The sequence below is a fragment of the Microbacterium sp. NPDC057658 genome (assembly GCF_042799975.1).
Lineage (GTDB): Bacteria > Actinomycetota > Actinomycetes > Actinomycetales > Microbacteriaceae > Microbacterium.
Genome location: NZ_JBHVHT010000001.1, coordinates 1,085,652 through 1,101,592 on the forward strand (window position 1 = coordinate 1,085,652; position 15,941 = coordinate 1,101,592).

A 15,941-nucleotide genomic window follows, 5' to 3' on the forward strand; every position below is an offset into this window, starting at 1 on the left:
CCGCACATGACTGACGCGCCCGCCGCGCCCGAAACGGCCTCGGCCGCCCCTTCCGCCGAAGAGGACATCCACGAGCAGAAGGCCGTCCGCCTCGCCAAGCGCGAGCGTCTGATCGAGAAGCGCACGGACGCCGGCGGCGGTGCGTTCCCGGTCGCGGTGCCCGTGACGCACAGCATTCCCGCGCTGCGCGCGGAGTACGGAGACCTCGAGCCCGGCGCCGAGACCGGCGTCGTCGTCGGTGTCGCCGGCCGCGTGGTGTTCAGCCGCAACACCGGCAAGCTCTGCTTCGCGACGCTCCAGGCCGGCGACGGCTCCCGGATCCAGGCGATGGTCTCCCTCGCCAACGTCGGCGAGGAGTCGCTCGCGGACTGGAAGGAGTACGTCGACCTCGGCGACCATGTCTTCGTGCACGGTGAGGTCATCTCCAGCCGTCGAGGCGAGCTGTCGATCATGGCGGACGACTGGGCCATCGCGTCGAAGGCGATCCTCCCGCTGCCCAACGCCTACGCCGAGCTGAGCGAAGAAGGACGCGTCCGCAGTCGCTACCTCGACCTCATCGTCCGGGAGCAGGCGCGGACGACCGTGCGTGCGCGTGCGGCGGTGAACGCGAGCCTGCGGGCGACGTTCGCCTCCCACGGCTACCTCGAGGTGGAGACGCCCATGCTGCAGGTGCAGCACGGCGGCGCGTCCGCTCGCCCGTTCGTCACCCACTCCAATGCGTTCGACACGGAGCTCTACCTCCGCATCGCCCCGGAGCTGTACCTCAAGCGCGCGGTCGTCGGCGGCATCGAGCGGGTCTTCGAGATCAACCGGAACTTCCGCAACGAGGGCGCCGACTCCACGCACAGCCCGGAGTTCGCGATGCTCGAGGCCTACCAGGCCTACGGCGACTACAACCAGATGGCGGCACTGACGCAGGAACTCGTGCAGCAGGCGGCGATCGCGGTGGCCGGGTCGACCACGGTGACGTGGGCGGACGGCACCGAATACGACCTGGGTGGCGAGTGGGACCGCATCTCGATGTACGAGTCGCTGTCGGCCGCGTCCGGGCGGACCGTCACGCCGATGGACGCCGTCGCGGACCTGATCGCCTTCGCCGAGGCGAACGGCGTCGACGTGCCGCCTCAGGCCACGCACGGCAAGCTCGTCGAGGAGCTCTGGGAGCACTTCGTGAAGGGCGACCTCGTCCGGCCGACGTTCGTCATGGACTTCCCCGTCGACACCTCCCCGCTCGTGCGGGAGCACCGCTCCGTCGAGGGCGTCGTGGAGAAGTGGGACCTCTACATCCGTGGATTCGAGCTGGCGACCGGGTACTCCGAGCTCGTGGACCCGGTCATCCAGCGTGAGCGGTTCGAGGAGCAGGCGAAGCTCGCCGCCCGCGGCGACGTCGAGGCCATGCCGATCGACCAGGAGTTCCTCCGGGCTCTGGAGCACGGCATGCCGCCGTCCGGAGGGATGGGCATGGGCATCGACCGTCTCCTGATGGCGATCACCGGCCTGGGGATCCGCGAGACCATCCTCTTCCCGCTCGTCAAGTAGCAGCGGGGCGCTCATTCTCCTCGCCGCCCACGGAAGGCCCACTCCGGCAGGACCGCACCGCCGATCATGGCGTCGAGCAGTAGCGCGAGACTGTACGTCGGGTCGATCTCCCGCGCCATCTCGAGGTAGCGGCCCGCGTGCGTGGCGCGTCCGAGCGCCCAGGACAACCAGGCCGCGACGGTGAGCGGGCCGGGGCGTGCCTCCCGCGGGGCTCGTGCCGTGGCCTCGCGTACGGCACGAAGCGCGGTGCGGAGTCGCTCGCCGTCCGGCGCCGTGCCGCGGCCGAGGAACACACGCCCGATGTCGTCGGGCACGGGTGCCCCGGCGGCGGTGAAGGCGAGCTGCGCCTCCATGGTGCGGATGCCCTGACGGTGATCGGTCGCCCACTGCGCGATCGCCGTGTCGCGGACCGGTGGTCGCCCCAGGCACCACACGAGCGCGGCGGCGGTGAGGGACGGGAGCGGATCCGAGGCCTCGAGAACCGATTCGAGGAACGCGGGGATGTCGTCGAGCAGAGCGGCGGCGGCGATCACCTGCGGCTCGCCGGTGCGCGTCGTGCGCTCCGGACCGAGCGCACGGTCGAGGCCGTGCAGGATGCGGGCGACCTGGCGGGCCTCCGCCGCAGGGGCGGATGGCAACGCCGCTCCGGAGAACTGGTCTCCCGAGACATCGCCGAGCGCGGCGGCCCCGGGCGGCGGAACGATGTCGGTCAGCGGATGCAGCACCGGATCGGTGTCCTCGTACCGGCTCCAGCCCTCCGGCGTCACGCACAGGGCCTCGACCACTCGGAGCCCCGCGCCCTCGGCGCAACCCAGAAGCGTGTCGACCGCCACCGCGTGCGGAAGCACGAGGCCGTCCGGCGTCTGCTCCGCCGGGGTGTCGGTGTAGACGACGACGGCCAGGGCGTCGGTCCCCGGCACCCGGACGACCAGGTCGACCGCCGCCGTGGCGTAGTGGAGGACGGGGATGACGTGATCGGGGAGGTCGAGGCGCATCGCCCCGTCGCTGCGGGAGCCGCGGAACGGGAGGAGGACGATGCTCTCGCGTGGCGTGAAGCCGGCGAGGGCGGGCACGATGGCCAGGAACTGGGCGGAGTCGGAGGCGCGGAGCACGGTTGTCATGAGGAGAGGGTGACGTTTCTGCGCACGTGATGGGGCACCGGAGGGGCGCTGTGGATGAGAATCCTGGGAAGCGCCACCTGTGCACGAGTAGTCGCTCGCGTACGATGGACGCATGGACAACTTCTGGCTCGCCGCGGCATGGTCGCTCCTGCCGACGGTCGGCGTCAGCATCGTCTTCTTCGTCGTGCTTCGCGGCATCCTCCGGTTCGATCGCACGGAGCGCAAGGTGCACGCGCAGATCGAGGCCGAGGAACGCGCCGCGCGCGGGCTGCCGCCGCGCCCCTGAGTCCGACCCATCCGCTACTGTGAAGCGAGCGCGCCCGGTCCGGCGCGCCCCGGGGTGACCATCCTCGGTGTGGGTGAGGGGGCGTGATGACCGCGGAGTCCTGGGGATGGTGGGTCGCCGCCTTCGTCCTGGTGCTCGACATCATCATCCGCGTCACCGCGATCATCGTCATCCCGCGCAACCGCCGTCCCACCGCGGCGATGGCCTGGCTCCTCGCCGTGTTCTTCATCCCGGTGGTCGGCGTCTTCCTGTTCCTGCTGATCGGGAATCCCCGCCTGCCGCGCGCACGGCGCCGCAAGCAGGAGCAGATCAACCAGTACATCGCGGAGACCAGCGAGCACCTCCACTTCGGGACGCTCCGGCCGAACGCCCCCGCCTGGTTCGGGCCGATCGTGCAGATGAACCAGCGTCTCGGTGCCCTGCCGCTCTCCGGCGACAACGGCGCCCACCTCATCTCCGACTACCAGGAGTCGCTCGACGAGATGGCGGAGGCCATCCGCACGGCGCAGGAGTACGTGCACGTCGAGTTCTACATCCTGCAGTCCGACGACTCGACGGACAACTTCTTCCGCGCCCTCGAAGAGGTGGCTGCGCGGGGTGTGGCCGTGCGCGTGCTCCTCGACCACTGGGCGAACCGGGGCAAGCCGCGCTACCGCCAGACCATCGCCCGCCTGAACGACATGGGTGCGGAGTGGCACCTGATGCTTCCCGTGCAGCCGCTCAAGGGCAAGATGCAGCGCCCGGATCTACGCAATCACCGCAAGCTCCTCGTCGTGGACGGCAACATCGCCTTCCTGGGGTCGCAGAACATCACGGACTCCACCTACAACCTGCCGAAGAACATCCGGCGGGGCCTGCACTGGGTCGACCTGATGGTCCGCCTGGACGGGCCGGTGGTGCTGAGCGTCAACGCGATCTTCCTCAGCGACTGGTACAGCGAGACGGACGTCGTGCTCGAGGAGATCGACATCTCCCACGCCAACATCGGCTCCGGCGACCTGGACTGCCAGGTGGTGCCGTCCGGCCCGGGCTTCGAGGTGGAGAACAACCTGCGGCTCTTCCTCGCCCTCCTGTACGCGGCGAAGAAGCAGATCATGATCGTCAGTCCGTACTTCGTCCCGGACGAGGCCTTGCTGCTCGCGGTCACCGCGGCCGTCGATCGCGGTGTCGAGGTGCAGCTCTTCGTCTCGGAAGAGGGCGACCAGGCGATGGTCTACCACGCCCAGCGCAGCTACTACGAGGCGCTGCTCCGGGCGGGGGTGCGGATCTGGATGTATCGGAAGCCCTACATCCTCCACACCAAGAGCCTCACGATCGACGACGAGGTGGCCGTCATCGGCTCCAGCAACATGGACATGCGCTCGTTCGGCCTGAATCTCGAGGTGTCGATGCTCGTACGCGGCGAGGAGTTCGTCGCCGAGATGCGCGAGGTCGAGGACAAGTACCGGTCGCTGAGCCGGGAGCTGACGCTCGAGGAGTGGCTGCAGCAGCCGCTGCGCTCCACCGTGCTCGACAATCTCGCGCGGCTCACCTCCGCTCTGCAGTGATCGCGCGATCCGTCAACCCCGGTTCCGGGGAGCGGAACCCGCCGCTACCCTGAGGGCATGACTCCCCGCAGGCTCGTGCTCGCCGTGTCCTCCGCGCTCGCCGCGGCCCTCGTCCTCGCCGGCTGCACGGTCGGTCCCGGCGGAGCCGCACCGCATTCGACGTCCGATCCCTCCAGCGGCCCGGGAAGCGCCGGGAGCGCGGACGACCAGGACGACATGGACGGAGCGCTCCTCGACGACGGACGGATGTTCGCTGTCGTCAGCTGGGGGTCGTCGACCTGCCTCCCCCAGGTGGACGAGGTCTCCGCCGAGGGGCAGCGGGTCTCTGTGACGCTCGTCGAGCCGGAAGGTGACGGCGCCACGGAGCAGGCCTGCACGGCGGACCTCGCGCCCCGGGCCAGCCTCGGAGCGCTGCCGGACGGCGTCGACCCGACCAAGGACGTGACGCTGGTGGTGACGTACGGCGACCTGATCGACGAGATCGACGTCGACGGCGACCCCGCCGCCACGGCCACTCCCGGTTCGTCGACCGAGTACCAGCCGTCCGCGGCCTGGTTCGACGACGGCGGTCTGGTGCTGCTGACCTGGGGCTCCTCCAGCTGCGCTCCGGTCGTCGACTCCGTCGAAGCGGACGGCTCGACGGGCACCGTGACCTTCGTCACGGACGAGGATCAGGTGTGCACCATGGACATGGCGCCGCGGGCCACGGTGGTCGAGTTCGCCGAGGACGAGGTCGACGACGACGCCCCGTTCGAGCTGACGCTCGTCGGCGGCGGTCTCGACGGCACGGTCGAGGTCCGCTGAGTCGGACGCCCTCGTCAGAGGATGTGCACCGGGTGACCGGTGGGCAGCGCGAGTAGAAGCGCGCCGGGGTCGGCTCGACACGTGAGGTGCACGGCCTCGCCGAACTCGTCGCCGTCGAGCTCGACGGGTGTGGGGGCGGAGGCGGCGGCCTCGGCGCGGGCACCGCGGAAGTAGTGCACCGAGGCATCCGTGCCGCGGCGCTCGAGCACGAACCGACCGGCACGTGAGCGGCGCAGCACGGAGTTGTCCCACCAGATCTTGCGCCAGACCCCGAGCCAGCCGAGCACGCCGGTCGGCTGGATGACCGCCACGTCGAGGGTCGCATCGGTGATGGAGGCGTCCGGGATGAGGGAGATGCCGGCCGGAAGCGTGCCGCAGTTCGCGAACAGGATGCTGTGCACCTTGGTGGAATGCAGGCGCCCCGTGCCGATCTGGTACACCGCCCGGAAGGGCTTGGCGCGGGGGAGGGATCGGGCGGCGCCGTCGACGTAGGCGATCCAGCCGACGGACTTCTTCAAATCGGCACGGGTGTTCGCGATCATGTCGGCGTCGAGGCCGATGCCGGCGAGCACGACGAAGGCATGCTCCTCCTCGGAGCCGTCCTCCCTGGTCATCCGCGCCCAGCCGATATCGATCGGATGACGGAAGTCGCCGAGGGCGGCGCGGATCATCTCCGCCGGGTCGGCCAGCGGCAGCCCGAGATTCCGAGCGAGGAGGTTCCCGGTGCCGCTCGGCAGGATGGCGAGGGGGACCCCCGTGCCGGCGATGGCCTCCGCGACGGCGCGCACCGTCCCGTCTCCGCCGGCCACGAGCACCACATCCACGCCGCGCGTCAGTGCCTCGGCCGTCGCCCCCTGGCCCGCATCCTCCACGGTCGTCGGATAGAAGGCGGGGTGATCCCATCCCGCCTCTCGGGACAGATCGCGGACCTGCGCGCGCAGGCGCTTCCCGTCGACCTTCACGGGGTTGTACACGAGCGCCGCCTGCTTCAGAACGCGGGGACTCGTGGTCATGGCGCTACTCTAGACCGGCATCCGCCGAGGGGCGGGACGCCGGTGGAGGGAAAACCAGGACGCCCGGTCCCGCGCCGCGCACCTCGTAGACTTGCGGAATGATCGACCTCGCACTCCTCCGCGAAAATCCGGAGATCGTCCGCCGTTCGCAGGCTGCCCGTGGCAACGACCAGAGCACCGTCGACGTCGCACTCGAGGCCGACCGATCGCGCCGCGCGGCACTGGCCGCGTTCGAGGAGCTGCGCGCGGAGCAGAACGCCTTCGGCAAGCAGGTCGCGAAGGCGCCCAAGGAGGAGAAGGCGGCCCTGGTCGCGCAGGCGAAGGACCTCGCCGACCGGGTCAAGCAGGCCCAGCACGCGGCCAACGAGGCCGCCGACGCCGCGGCCGCGGCCCTCGCCCGGATCGAGAACGTCGTCATCGACGGTGTTCCCGCCGGCGGTGAGGAGGACTTCGTCGAGCTGCGGCGCGTCGGGGAGGTGCCGGCGTTCGACTTCGAGCCGCGGGATCACCTCGAGCTCGGGGAGATGCTCGGCGCGATCGACATGGAGCGCGGTGCCAAGGTCTCCGGTGCGCGGTTCTACTTCCTCCGCGGAATCGGTGCCCGCCTCGAGATCGCGCTCATGAACCTCGCCCTCGACAAGGCGCTGCAGAACGGCTTCGTGCCGCTGATCACGCCCACGCTCGTGCGTCCGGAGATCATGCAGGGCACGGGCTTCCTCGGCGAGCATGCCGATGAGGTGTACCACCTCGACAAGGACGACGACCTCTACCTCGTCGGCACCAGCGAGGTCGCGCTCGCCGGGTACCACAAGGACGAGATCGTCGACCTCGCGCGCGGGGCCCTCCGGTACGCCGGATGGTCGACCTGCTACCGCCGGGAGGCCGGCTCGCACGGCAAGGACACCCGCGGAATCATCCGCGTGCACCAGTTCAACAAGCTGGAGATGTTCGTCTACACCACGGCCGAGGACGCCGAGGCGGAGCACCTGCGGCTCGTCGCGCTGCAGGAGGAGATGCTGACCTCGCTCGGCCTCGCCTACCGGGTGATCGACGTCGCCGCAGGAGACCTCGGGTCGAGCGCGGCGCGGAAGTACGACATCGAGGCCTGGGTGCCCACTCAGGGCGCCTTCCGCGAGCTGACCTCCACGTCGAACTGCACGACCTTCCAGGCGCGGCGTCTCGACGTCCGGTACCGCCCGGCCGCGGAGGACGGCGGCACGGCGCCGAAGACCCAGCACGTCGCGACGCTCAACGGCACGCTCGCGACCACGCGCTGGATCGTCGCCCTGCTCGAGACGCACCAGCAGGCGGACGGCTCGGTGCGGGTCCCCGAGGTCCTGCGCCCCTACCTCGGCGGACTCGAGGTGATCCGCCCGCTCGCCGACGAGCAGGCCGCCCGATGACAGCCCCCTGGCTGGTCGGCCTCGACGTCGACGGGACGATCCTCCTGCAGGACGAGACGATGAGCCCCGGCGTGCCCGAGGCCGTCGCCCGGGTGCGGGACGCGGGTCATGTGGTGACCATCGCGACGGGACGCAGCTGGATGGCGACCCGCCGCTACGTGGAGGAGCTCGGGCTGACCGCGGACTACGTGGTGTGCTCCAACGGTGCGGTGACCATGCGCCGTGACGGCGACGAGTGGGAGCGCTGGCACGTCGAGACCTTCGACCCGACGCCGGTGCTCGCCCTGCTCCAGGAGCGCCTTCCGGACGCGCGCTACATGGTCGAGCTCGGGTCGGGGCAGCGGCTGTTCACCGAGCAGCTCGACGACTGGACGCTCGACGGCGGCCGCCAGGTCGACTTCGAGGAGCTCGGGGCCCTCCCCGTCTCCCGCATCGTGGTCGTCTCGCCCGGACACGACGAGGACGACTTCCACCGACTCGTCGCCGACGCCGGGCTCAACGAGGTCTCGTATGCGATCGGCTGGACGGCGTGGCTGGACATCGCCCCGCAGGGCGTCGACAAGGGGACGGCGCTGGAGCGCGTGCGCGACGAGCTCGGCCTCGACGCGGCCCGGGTCCTCGTCGCCGGGGACGGACGCAACGACATCGGCATGTTCGGCTGGGCGCGCACCGGCGGCGGCCGCGCCGTGGCCATGGGGCAGGCGCCCGCCGAGGTGAAGGACGCCGCGGGTGAGGTGACCGCCGACGTCGAGCAGGGAGGGCTGGCGGCGGCGCTGAACACGCTTCCAGCACCCGCCCAGGTCGACGCAGGAGAATAGAACTCGGCTAGACTCGCGCCTGGTCGGCAGATGTTTCTGTCGGGAGGGTTGTCCGAGCGGCCGATGGAGCTGGTCTTGAAAACCAGTGGGCAGAGATGTCTCGTGGGTTCGAATCCCACACCCTCCGCTTCCTGAGCGCGGTACCCCCGCCGTCGCTGAATTCGAAAGGGCCCGAGTGAGCGAGAACACCCGCCGCCGCCGCACCGTCGCGCGACATGGTCAGCTGCGCTCGCCCGGCGCCGCCAGTCAGCTGCTCAAGCTCCTCGCGATCAGCATGGCGGTGGTGCTCGTCAGCGGCATCGGGGTCGCGGCCTACATCTGGTTCGACTTCTCGAGCACGGTCTCGGCGAACGCCGTCGACCTCGACGGCCAGGAAGACCTCCCGCCGGACATCAGCGCGTACAAGGGCGGGTTCAACCTCGTCCTCACCGGCGTCGACACGTGCGAGGACGACTACAAGCAGTACTTCGGCGACCGGTGCACGGGCGGCGACGCCGAGGGCACCCTCAACGACGTGAACCTGCTCGTGCACGTCTCGGAGGAGCCGCGGCGGATCACGGTCGTCAGCTTCCCTCGCGACCTGATGATCCCGATCCCGTCCTGTGAGGACGAGGACGGCAACGCCACCGCCGCGATGAGCAAGCAGCCCCTGAACGTCGCGTACACCGACGGCGGGCTGAACTGCGTCGTCCGCACGATCTCCGCCCTCACGGACCAGGAGGTGCAGTTCGCCGCCTCCGTGACGTTCGGCGGCGTCATCGAGATCACCAACGCGATCGGCGGCGTCGACGTCTGCCTCGCCAACCCGATCCGCGACCGCTACACCGGTCTCGACATGGCCGCCGGCACCCACACCGTCCAGGGCCTCGAAGCCCTGCAGTTCCTCCGCACCCGGCACGGTGTCGGCGACGGCAGCGACCTCGGCCGCATCGGCAACCAGCAGCAGTACATGTCCAGCCTCGCGCGCAAGCTCATCAGCGGTGAGGTGCTGGGCAACGTGCCGGTCATGCTGAAGCTCGCCAACACCGGCATCCAGAACCTGGAGACGAGCACGTCGCTCGCCGATCCCATGATGATCGTGCAGATCGCGCTCGCCGTGAAGTCGGTGCCCTTCGAGGACATCGTGTTCGTGCAGTACCCGACGCTGACCGACTGGAACGACCCGAACAAGGTCGTGCCGAACGAGGAGGCCGCCGTCGCGCTCTGGGACGCGATCGAGGCCAACGCCCAGCTGCAGATCACTCACGAGAACACCAGCAACGACGGCGTCGTCGTGCAGGACCCGACGACTCCGACCGAGCCGACCGAGCCCGCCGAACCGACGCAGGAGGCGACGCCGACGCCGACGACCGCCCCGGACGTCGTGGCGCTGCCGGATTCGATCAAGGGCAACTCCGCCGCCCAGCAGACCTGCTCGAACGGCAACGTGCGCTGATCGCCCCTCAGGCGCCCCGCGGGCGGTAGACCGTCGGCGGGTGCGTCGTCGCCACGAGAGCGCGGAGCTCCGAGAGCGCGGCCGGCGCCGCTCCCCGGGCCCGCGCCTGGACGAGGACGTTGCCGAGAGCGGTCGCCTCGACAGGACCGGCGAGGACGGGAAGCCCGGTGCGGTCCGCGGTCGCCTGACACAGCAGCCGGTTGAGAGACCCGCCGCCGACGAGGTGGACGACGTCGAGGGGCTGGCCGGAGAGCCGCGCCGCCGTCCCGACGGCGTCGGCGAACGCGGCCGCGATGCTCTCCACGACGAGCCGGACGAAGGCCGGGCGCGAGGCGGGGGCGGCGACGCCGCTCGCGCGCAGGAGATCGGCGATACGCGCCGGCATGTCGCCGGGGGCCGAGAGCGCGGGGTCGTTCGCATCGAACACCGCCGACGGAGGCTCCGCGGCGGCGGCCTCGGCGAGCAGTCCCGACAGATCGATGGACGCTCCGTCTTCGGCCTCCCAGGCCCGCACGGTCTCGCTGAGGAGCCACAGTCCGGTCACGTTGTGGAGGACGCGGAAGCGGTCGTCCACGCCGCGTTCGTTGGTGAAGTTGGCGTCCCGCGCCGCCGCCGTGAGGATCGGCTCGACCCGCTCGACCCCGACCAGTCCCCAGGTGCCGCAGGAGATGTACGCGGCACGGGGTGACGTCATCGGGACGGCGACCACCGCCGAGGCGGTGTCGTGCGAGCCCACGGCGATCACCGGCAGATCCGCGCCGATGCGCTCCGCGACCCCGGGGCGCAGCCGACCGATGACCGTGCCGGGATCGACGAGGTCCGGCAGGAGGGAGGCGTCGATGCCGAGGCGGGTCGCGAGCGCCCGGTCCCAGGTGCCGGCACTCACATCCAGCAGCCCCGTGGTCGAGGCGTTGGTCCGTTCGGCGACGCGGGCGCCGGTGAGGAGGAAGGCGAGGAGGTCCGGGATGAGGAGCGCGGTATCGGCGTCGTGCCGGAGCTCGTCCGCCCGGAGCTGGTAGAGCGTGTTGAACGGGAGGAACTGCAGGCCGTTGCGTGCGTGGAGGTCGTCGAACGGGACGAGGGAGTGCACCTCGTCCACTCCGCGGGCGGTGCGGTCGTCGCGGTAGTGGAACGGCTCCGCGAGCAGCTCGCCGGCGCGGAGGAGGCCGTAGTCGACCGCCCACGAGTCGATCCCGATCGACTCGATGCCCGGTTCCCGGCGGACCGCTTCGGCCAGGCCGTCGAGGACATGGGCGACGAGCGCGTCGAAGTCCCAGTGCAGACCGTCGCCGCGGGCGACCGGGCCGTTCGGGAAGCGGGAGACCGGCTCGAGCTCCAGGACGCCCGGCCCCACGCGGCCGATCATCACGCGGCCGCTCGTGGCGCCGAGATCCACCGCCGCGACCGCACGGACGTGCCGTGCGGTTGCGGGCGAGCGGTCGTCGGTCATCGCAGGAACGCCGCGGCGACGCCGGAATCGACGGGGATGTGCAGCCCGGTGGTCCGACTCAGCTCCGGTCCGGTCAGCACGAAGACGGCATCCGCGACGTTCTCCGGCACGACCTCGCGCTTGAGGATGGTGCGGTTGGCGTAGAACTGGCCGAGGTCCTCTTCCTTGACGCCGTACGTGGCCGCCCGGTTCGCTCCCCACCCGGAGGCGAAGATGCCGGAACCGCGGACCACACCGTCGGGGTTGATGCCGTTGACCCGGATGCCGTGCTCGCCGAGTTCCACCGCGAGCAGCCGCACCTGGTGCGCCTGGTCGGCCTTCGTCGCCGAGTAGGCGATGTTGTTCGGACCCGCGAAGACGGAGTTCTTGGAGGAGATGTAGATGATGTCGCCGCCGAGCCCCTGATCGATGAGCACCCGGGCTGCCGCCTTCGAGACGAGGAACGAGCCCTTCGCCATCACATCGTGCTGGAGATCCCAGTCCTTCTCGGTCGTCTCCAGCAGCGGCTTCGACAGCGAGAGGCCCGCGTTGTTCACGACGAGGTCGAGGCCGCCGAACGCGAGCACCGCCTCGTCGATCGCCGCCTGCACCGCGTCGGCGTCGGCGACATCGGCGGCCACGCCGATGGCGACGTCCTCGTTCCCGAGCTCGGCGGCCGCGGCTCTGGCCTTGTCGAGGTCGAGGTCGGCGACGACGACGCAGGCGCCCTCCGCGGCGAGGCGGGTCGCGATGGCCTTGCCGATCCCGCTCGCGGCACCGGTGACGAGGGCGATGCGGCCCTGGTGGGACTTCGGCTTCGGCATCCGCTGCAGCTTCGCCTCCTCCAGCGCCCAATACTCGATGCGGAACTTCTCCGCGTCGGAGATGGGGGCGTAGGTCGACAGGGCCTCGGCACCGCGCATGACGTTGATCGCGTTGACGTAGAACTCGCCGGCGACCCGTGCGGTCTGCTTGTTCGCCCCGTACGAGAACATCCCGACGCCGGGCACGAGGACGATGAGCGGATCCGCGCCTCGGATCGCGGGGGATTCGGCGGTCGCGTGGGCGTCGTAATAGGCCTGGTAGTCGGCGCGGTAGGCGGCGTGGAGCTCCCGCAGGCGTTCCGTCTGCTCCTCCAGGGTCGCGGTGGCGGGCAGGTCGAGGAGGAGCGGCTTGACCTTGGTGCGCAGGAAGTGGTCGGGGCAGCTCGTGCCGAGGGCGGCGAGGGCCGGAGCCTTCTCGGAGGCCAGGAAGTCGAGGACCACGTCGCTGTCCGTGAAGTGGCCGACCATCGGCTTGTCCGTCGACGCGAGACCGCGGACGGTGCCGGCGAGGGCGGCCGCCCGTGCGCGGCGCTCCGGCTCCGGCAGGGCCTCGAAGCCCGATCGCGTGCCGCCGAACGGCGCGGGGGAGCCGTGCTCCGCGATGTAGGCGGCGGCGGTGTCGATCATCCACAAGGAGTTCGCCTCCGCCTCCTCCGAGGTGTCTCCCCACGCGGTGATGCCGTGGCCGCCGAGGATCGTGCCGATGGCCTGCGGGTTCTCCGCCTTGATCTGCGCGATGTCCAGTCCGAGCTGGAAGCCGGGGCGGCGCCACGGCACCCAGACCACGCGGTCGCCGAAGATCGTCGTCGTGAGTTCCTCTCCGTCGGCCGCGGTGGCGATCGCGATGCCCGAGTCGGGGTGGAGGTGATCCACGTGCGGGGCGTCGACCAGGCCGTGCATCGCGGTGTCGATCGAGGGGGCGGCGCCGCCCTTGCCGTGCAGGCAGTAGTCGAAGGCGGCGACCATCTCGTCCTCCCGCTCGACCCCCGGATAGACGTCGACGAGCGCGCGCACGCGGTCGAGGCGGAGGACCGCGAGACCGGCCTCGGTCAGGGTGCCGAGGTCACCACCGGAGCCCTTCACCCAGAGGAGTTCGACCGGCTGCCCCGTCACCGGGTCGATCTCGGTGCCCTTGGCGGAGGTGTTGCCGCCCGCGTAGTTCGTGTTCTTCGGGTCGGCGCCCAGGCGGTTGCCCCGCGCGATCAGGTCGGCGGCGGTGGGGTTGGTCATGTGAGTCCTCGGTTCGTGAGTGAAGATGCCGGTCGACGCCGGAGAGTCAGGGGAGCTGCAGGATCCGAGTCGCGAACCGATCGATCGTCGCGGCGAAGGCGGATTCCTCGGGGCGGTTGAGGTGCCCGTGGGTGGTGCCCGGCTCGACGACGACGTCGACCTCCACGCCGGCGGTGGCGAGGGAGCCGGCGAACGCCTCGCCGGACATACGGAGTTCGTCGGTCTCGTCGTTGACCATGATGGTGGGCGGGAAAGAGGCGAGCGCCGTCGGCTCTGCGGTGCCGGGGACGGCATAGACGTCCGCCGTGTCGGGGTCGCTCCCGAGATAGTTCTCGTACATGCCCCGCACGAAGTCCGGGGTGAACACGTCAGCGGAGGGATCTCCGTCGAGCAGGGCACGCAGCTCCGGGTCGGGAGCGGCCTGCACCGCCTGCAGGGTCGGGTAGGCGAGGACCGCGAGTGCGGGCACCACGCCGCCCTCGTGCGCGAGGCGGAGCGCCGCGCCGGTGGCGAGGTTGCCGCCTGCGCTGGCTCCGCCGATCGCCCAACCTCGCGAAGCGACGTCCGACGTGGCGGCCCAGCGGAACGCGGAGACCATCTCGTCGTGCGGGACGGGGTAGTGCACACCCCCGCGCTTCTCCGCGCCGAGGCGTGCGCTCCACTCGGCTGTCATCGGGGCGAGGGCGTAGTCCACGCTCACCACGGCGATCCCGTGGTCGACGAACGCCCGCGCGACGGCGTCGGCCTCCGCCATGTCGATGTCGCCGCCGGCGAATCCGCCGCCGTGAGCCCACACCAGGCCGTGGCCGCTCGGCGACTTCGGGGAGTAGACGCGCACACGCAGCGGCCCGTGCGGCCCGTCCAAGACGTGATCGTGGATGTCGCGCGCGCTCATACGCTCAGGCTCCCCAGCCCGCCTGCACGCCGCCCACGCGCTCCTCCGCGATCCGCTGCCCGTACCCGGAGGCCGCGTACGCCGCCATCGGGTCGGCGGGCAGCCCGCGCTCCTCTCGCCACGCGGCCAGGGCCGGGCGGACGTCGGTGGAGAAGGCGTCCATGAAGACGGCGTTCGCGGTGAGCACGTCGCCGCTGCGCTGGGCAGTCGTCAGCGCATCCCGGTCGACGAGCAGCGCCCGCGCGGTCATCTCCTGCACGTTCAGGACGGAGCGGATCTGTCCGGGGATCTTGTCCTCGATGTTGTGGCACTGGTCCAGCATGAAGGCCACGTCGGGGTTGTTCAGCCCGCCGCCCCGGATGACCTCGAACAGGATCCGGAACAGCTGGAACGGGTCGGCGGCACCCACGATGAGGTCGTCGTCCGCATAGAAGCGGGAGTTGAAGTCGAACGAGCCGAGCTTGCCGAGGCGCAGCAGCTGCATCACGATGAACTCGATGTTGGTGCCCGGCGCGTGGTGACCGGTGTCGAGGCAGACCATCGCCTTGTCCCCGAGGGCGGTCACCTGCACGTAGGACGTCCCCCAGTCCGGGACGTCGGTGTGGTAGAACGCCGGCTCGAAGAACTTGTACTCGAGCACGAGGCGCTGGTGGTCGCCGAGGCGCGCGTAGATCTGCTGCAACGAGTCGTGCAGGCGATCCTGCCGTCCGCGCAGGTCGGCCTGACCGGGGTAGTTCGACCCCTCCGCCAGCCAGATCTTCAGGTCGCGGCTGCCGGTGGCGTCCATGACGTCGACGCAGGCCAGGTGATGGTCGATGGCCTTGCGGCGCACAGCCGCATCCTCGTGGGTGAGGGCGCCGAACTTGTAGTCGTCGTCCTGGAAGGTGTTGGAGTTGACGGTGCCGAGGGCGACGCCGTGGTCCTCGGCATGACGGCGCAGGTCGTCGAAGGAGTCGACCAGATCCCACGGGATGTGCAGCGCCACGGTCGGGGCGAGCCCCGTGTGGGCGTGGACCTGTGCGGCGTCCGCGATCTTCTCGTACGGGTCGCGGGGCGTGCCGGGAGTGCTGAACACCTTGAACCGGGTCCCGGAGTTGCCGAACGCCCAACTGGGCAGCTCGATGCTCTGCTTCTCGAGCGCGGCGAGGATGTCGGGGGTGAGGATGCTCACGATGCACGGCCTTCGTTGTCGGTGGCGGGTGTGGCGCTCTCGCCGGCGGCGGCGAGCTGGTCTTCGAGGTGGAACACCTCGGTGAGAGGGGTGGCGGCCTGATCGGGACGGCCGTCGAGGTCGAGGAAGAAGGGGGCCATCTCGGCCTCCCAGCGTGCGGCGACGGGGGAGGCGGCGAGGTACGCCTGCGCGGCCGCATCGTCATCGGTCTCGTAGTAGCCGAAGAGCACGCCACCGCTTCCGAGGAAGAGGCTGTAGTCGCGCCGTCCGGCGGCCGCGATCTCGCGGAGCATCTCCGGGCGCACCGGCGTGTGACGGGCGAGGTACTCGGGCAGCAGCTCGGGCTTCACCTGGAGCTGGAAGGCGACGCGGGTCATGCGATTCCTCTCGGGGTCCGGCCGGCGCCCGCGGGGAGCGCCGGCCGGA

The 15,941-nt window shown here is 70.6% G+C and carries 14 protein-coding genes and 1 tRNA gene; 8 read left to right on the forward strand and 7 right to left on the reverse strand.

The genetic code is table 11. The features are described 5' to 3' along the window. The first annotated feature begins 6 nt into the window (after window positions 1–6). Window positions 7–1,539, forward strand: a complete 1,533-nt coding sequence (gene lysS / locus ACFU8V_RS05100) for a lysine--tRNA ligase (RefSeq protein WP_378869520.1) — start codon at window positions 7–9, stop codon at window positions 1,537–1,539. Between the two features lie 11 nt (window positions 1,540–1,550). On the opposite strand, the gene ACFU8V_RS05105 is transcribed toward lysS, so the two are convergent. Next, window positions 1,551–2,660 (reverse strand): DUF4192 domain-containing protein, encoded by a 1,110-nt coding sequence (locus ACFU8V_RS05105; protein WP_378869523.1) that lies wholly within the window; start codon window positions 2,658–2,660, stop codon window positions 1,551–1,553. Window positions 2,661–2,772: 112 nt separating this feature from the next. On the opposite strand from ACFU8V_RS05105, the gene ACFU8V_RS05110 reads away from it, so the two are divergent. The 3 genes from ACFU8V_RS05110 to ACFU8V_RS05120 all read left to right on the forward strand — a co-directional run bounded on the left by ACFU8V_RS05110 (window position 2,773) and on the right by ACFU8V_RS05120 (window position 5,297). Next, on the forward strand, window positions 2,773–2,946 hold the full coding sequence (locus ACFU8V_RS05110; RefSeq protein WP_164498164.1) for a hypothetical protein: 174 nt from the start codon (window positions 2,773–2,775) through the stop codon (window positions 2,944–2,946). Window positions 2,947–3,032: 86 nt separating this feature from the next. Next, entirely contained in the window at window positions 3,033–4,493 is a 1,461-nt protein-coding gene (gene cls, locus ACFU8V_RS05115) for a cardiolipin synthase (protein WP_025104577.1), read from the forward strand. A gap of 57 nt (window positions 4,494–4,550) precedes the next feature. Further along, complete coding sequence (locus tag ACFU8V_RS05120; protein WP_085603998.1) at window positions 4,551–5,297, forward strand: hypothetical protein; 747 nt, start codon at window positions 4,551–4,553, stop codon at window positions 5,295–5,297. A 14-nt stretch (window positions 5,298–5,311) separates the two neighbouring features. On the opposite strand, the gene ACFU8V_RS05125 is transcribed toward ACFU8V_RS05120, so the two are convergent. Beyond that, entirely contained in the window at window positions 5,312–6,310 is a 999-nt protein-coding gene (locus tag ACFU8V_RS05125) for a diacylglycerol/lipid kinase family protein (RefSeq protein ID WP_378869528.1), read from the reverse strand. Window positions 6,311–6,408: 98 nt separating this feature from the next. On the opposite strand from ACFU8V_RS05125, the gene serS reads away from it, so the two are divergent. The 4 genes from serS (at window position 6,409) to ACFU8V_RS05145 (ending at window position 9,966) form a co-directional block, all read left to right on the forward strand. Further along, a complete protein-coding gene (serS, locus tag ACFU8V_RS05130; RefSeq protein WP_025104574.1) occupies window positions 6,409–7,713 on the forward strand; it encodes a serine--tRNA ligase in 1,305 nt (434 codons plus the stop codon). Continuing rightward, window positions 7,710–8,531, forward strand: coding sequence for an HAD family hydrolase (locus tag ACFU8V_RS05135; RefSeq protein ID WP_025104573.1), 822 nt, complete (start codon window positions 7,710–7,712; stop codon window positions 8,529–8,531). The genes serS and ACFU8V_RS05135 overlap by 4 nt, the downstream gene beginning before the upstream one ends. Window positions 8,532–8,573: 42 nt before the next feature. Next, window positions 8,574–8,658: transfer RNA gene (locus ACFU8V_RS05140), tRNA-Ser, on the forward strand. Between the two features lie 48 nt (window positions 8,659–8,706). Beyond that, the gene (locus ACFU8V_RS05145; RefSeq protein WP_085603992.1) at window positions 8,707–9,966 is read left to right on the forward strand and encodes an LCP family protein; all 1,260 of its coding nucleotides are present in this window, start codon (window positions 8,707–8,709) and stop codon (window positions 9,964–9,966) included. Window positions 9,967–9,973: 7 nt separating this feature from the next. On the opposite strand, the gene ACFU8V_RS05150 is transcribed toward ACFU8V_RS05145, so the two are convergent. Genes ACFU8V_RS05150 through ACFU8V_RS05170 form a run of 5 tightly spaced genes read right to left on the reverse strand, consistent with a single transcriptional unit; the run spans window position 9,974 to window position 15,892 of the window. Further along, window positions 9,974–11,416 (reverse strand): rhamnulokinase family protein, encoded by a 1,443-nt coding sequence (locus ACFU8V_RS05150; RefSeq protein ID WP_085603989.1) that lies wholly within the window; start codon window positions 11,414–11,416, stop codon window positions 9,974–9,976. After that, complete coding sequence (locus tag ACFU8V_RS05155; RefSeq protein WP_378869534.1) at window positions 11,413–13,449, reverse strand: bifunctional aldolase/short-chain dehydrogenase; 2,037 nt, start codon at window positions 13,447–13,449, stop codon at window positions 11,413–11,415. Before ACFU8V_RS05155 ends, ACFU8V_RS05150 begins: the two co-directional genes overlap by 4 nt. Window positions 13,450–13,495: 46 nt before the next feature. Further along, entirely contained in the window at window positions 13,496–14,344 is an 849-nt protein-coding gene (locus tag ACFU8V_RS05160) for an alpha/beta hydrolase fold domain-containing protein (RefSeq protein WP_085603984.1), read from the reverse strand. 4 nt (window positions 14,345–14,348) lie between these two features. Next, window positions 14,349–15,515, reverse strand: coding sequence for an L-rhamnose isomerase (gene rhaI, locus ACFU8V_RS05165; RefSeq protein WP_378869537.1), 1,167 nt, complete (start codon window positions 15,513–15,515; stop codon window positions 14,349–14,351). Beyond that, window positions 15,512–15,892: an L-rhamnose mutarotase gene (locus ACFU8V_RS05170; protein WP_060921421.1), complete on the reverse strand. Its 381-nt coding sequence runs from the start codon at window positions 15,890–15,892 to the stop codon at window positions 15,512–15,514. Before ACFU8V_RS05170 ends, rhaI begins: the two co-directional genes overlap by 4 nt. Window positions 15,893–15,941: the final 49 nt, after the last annotated feature.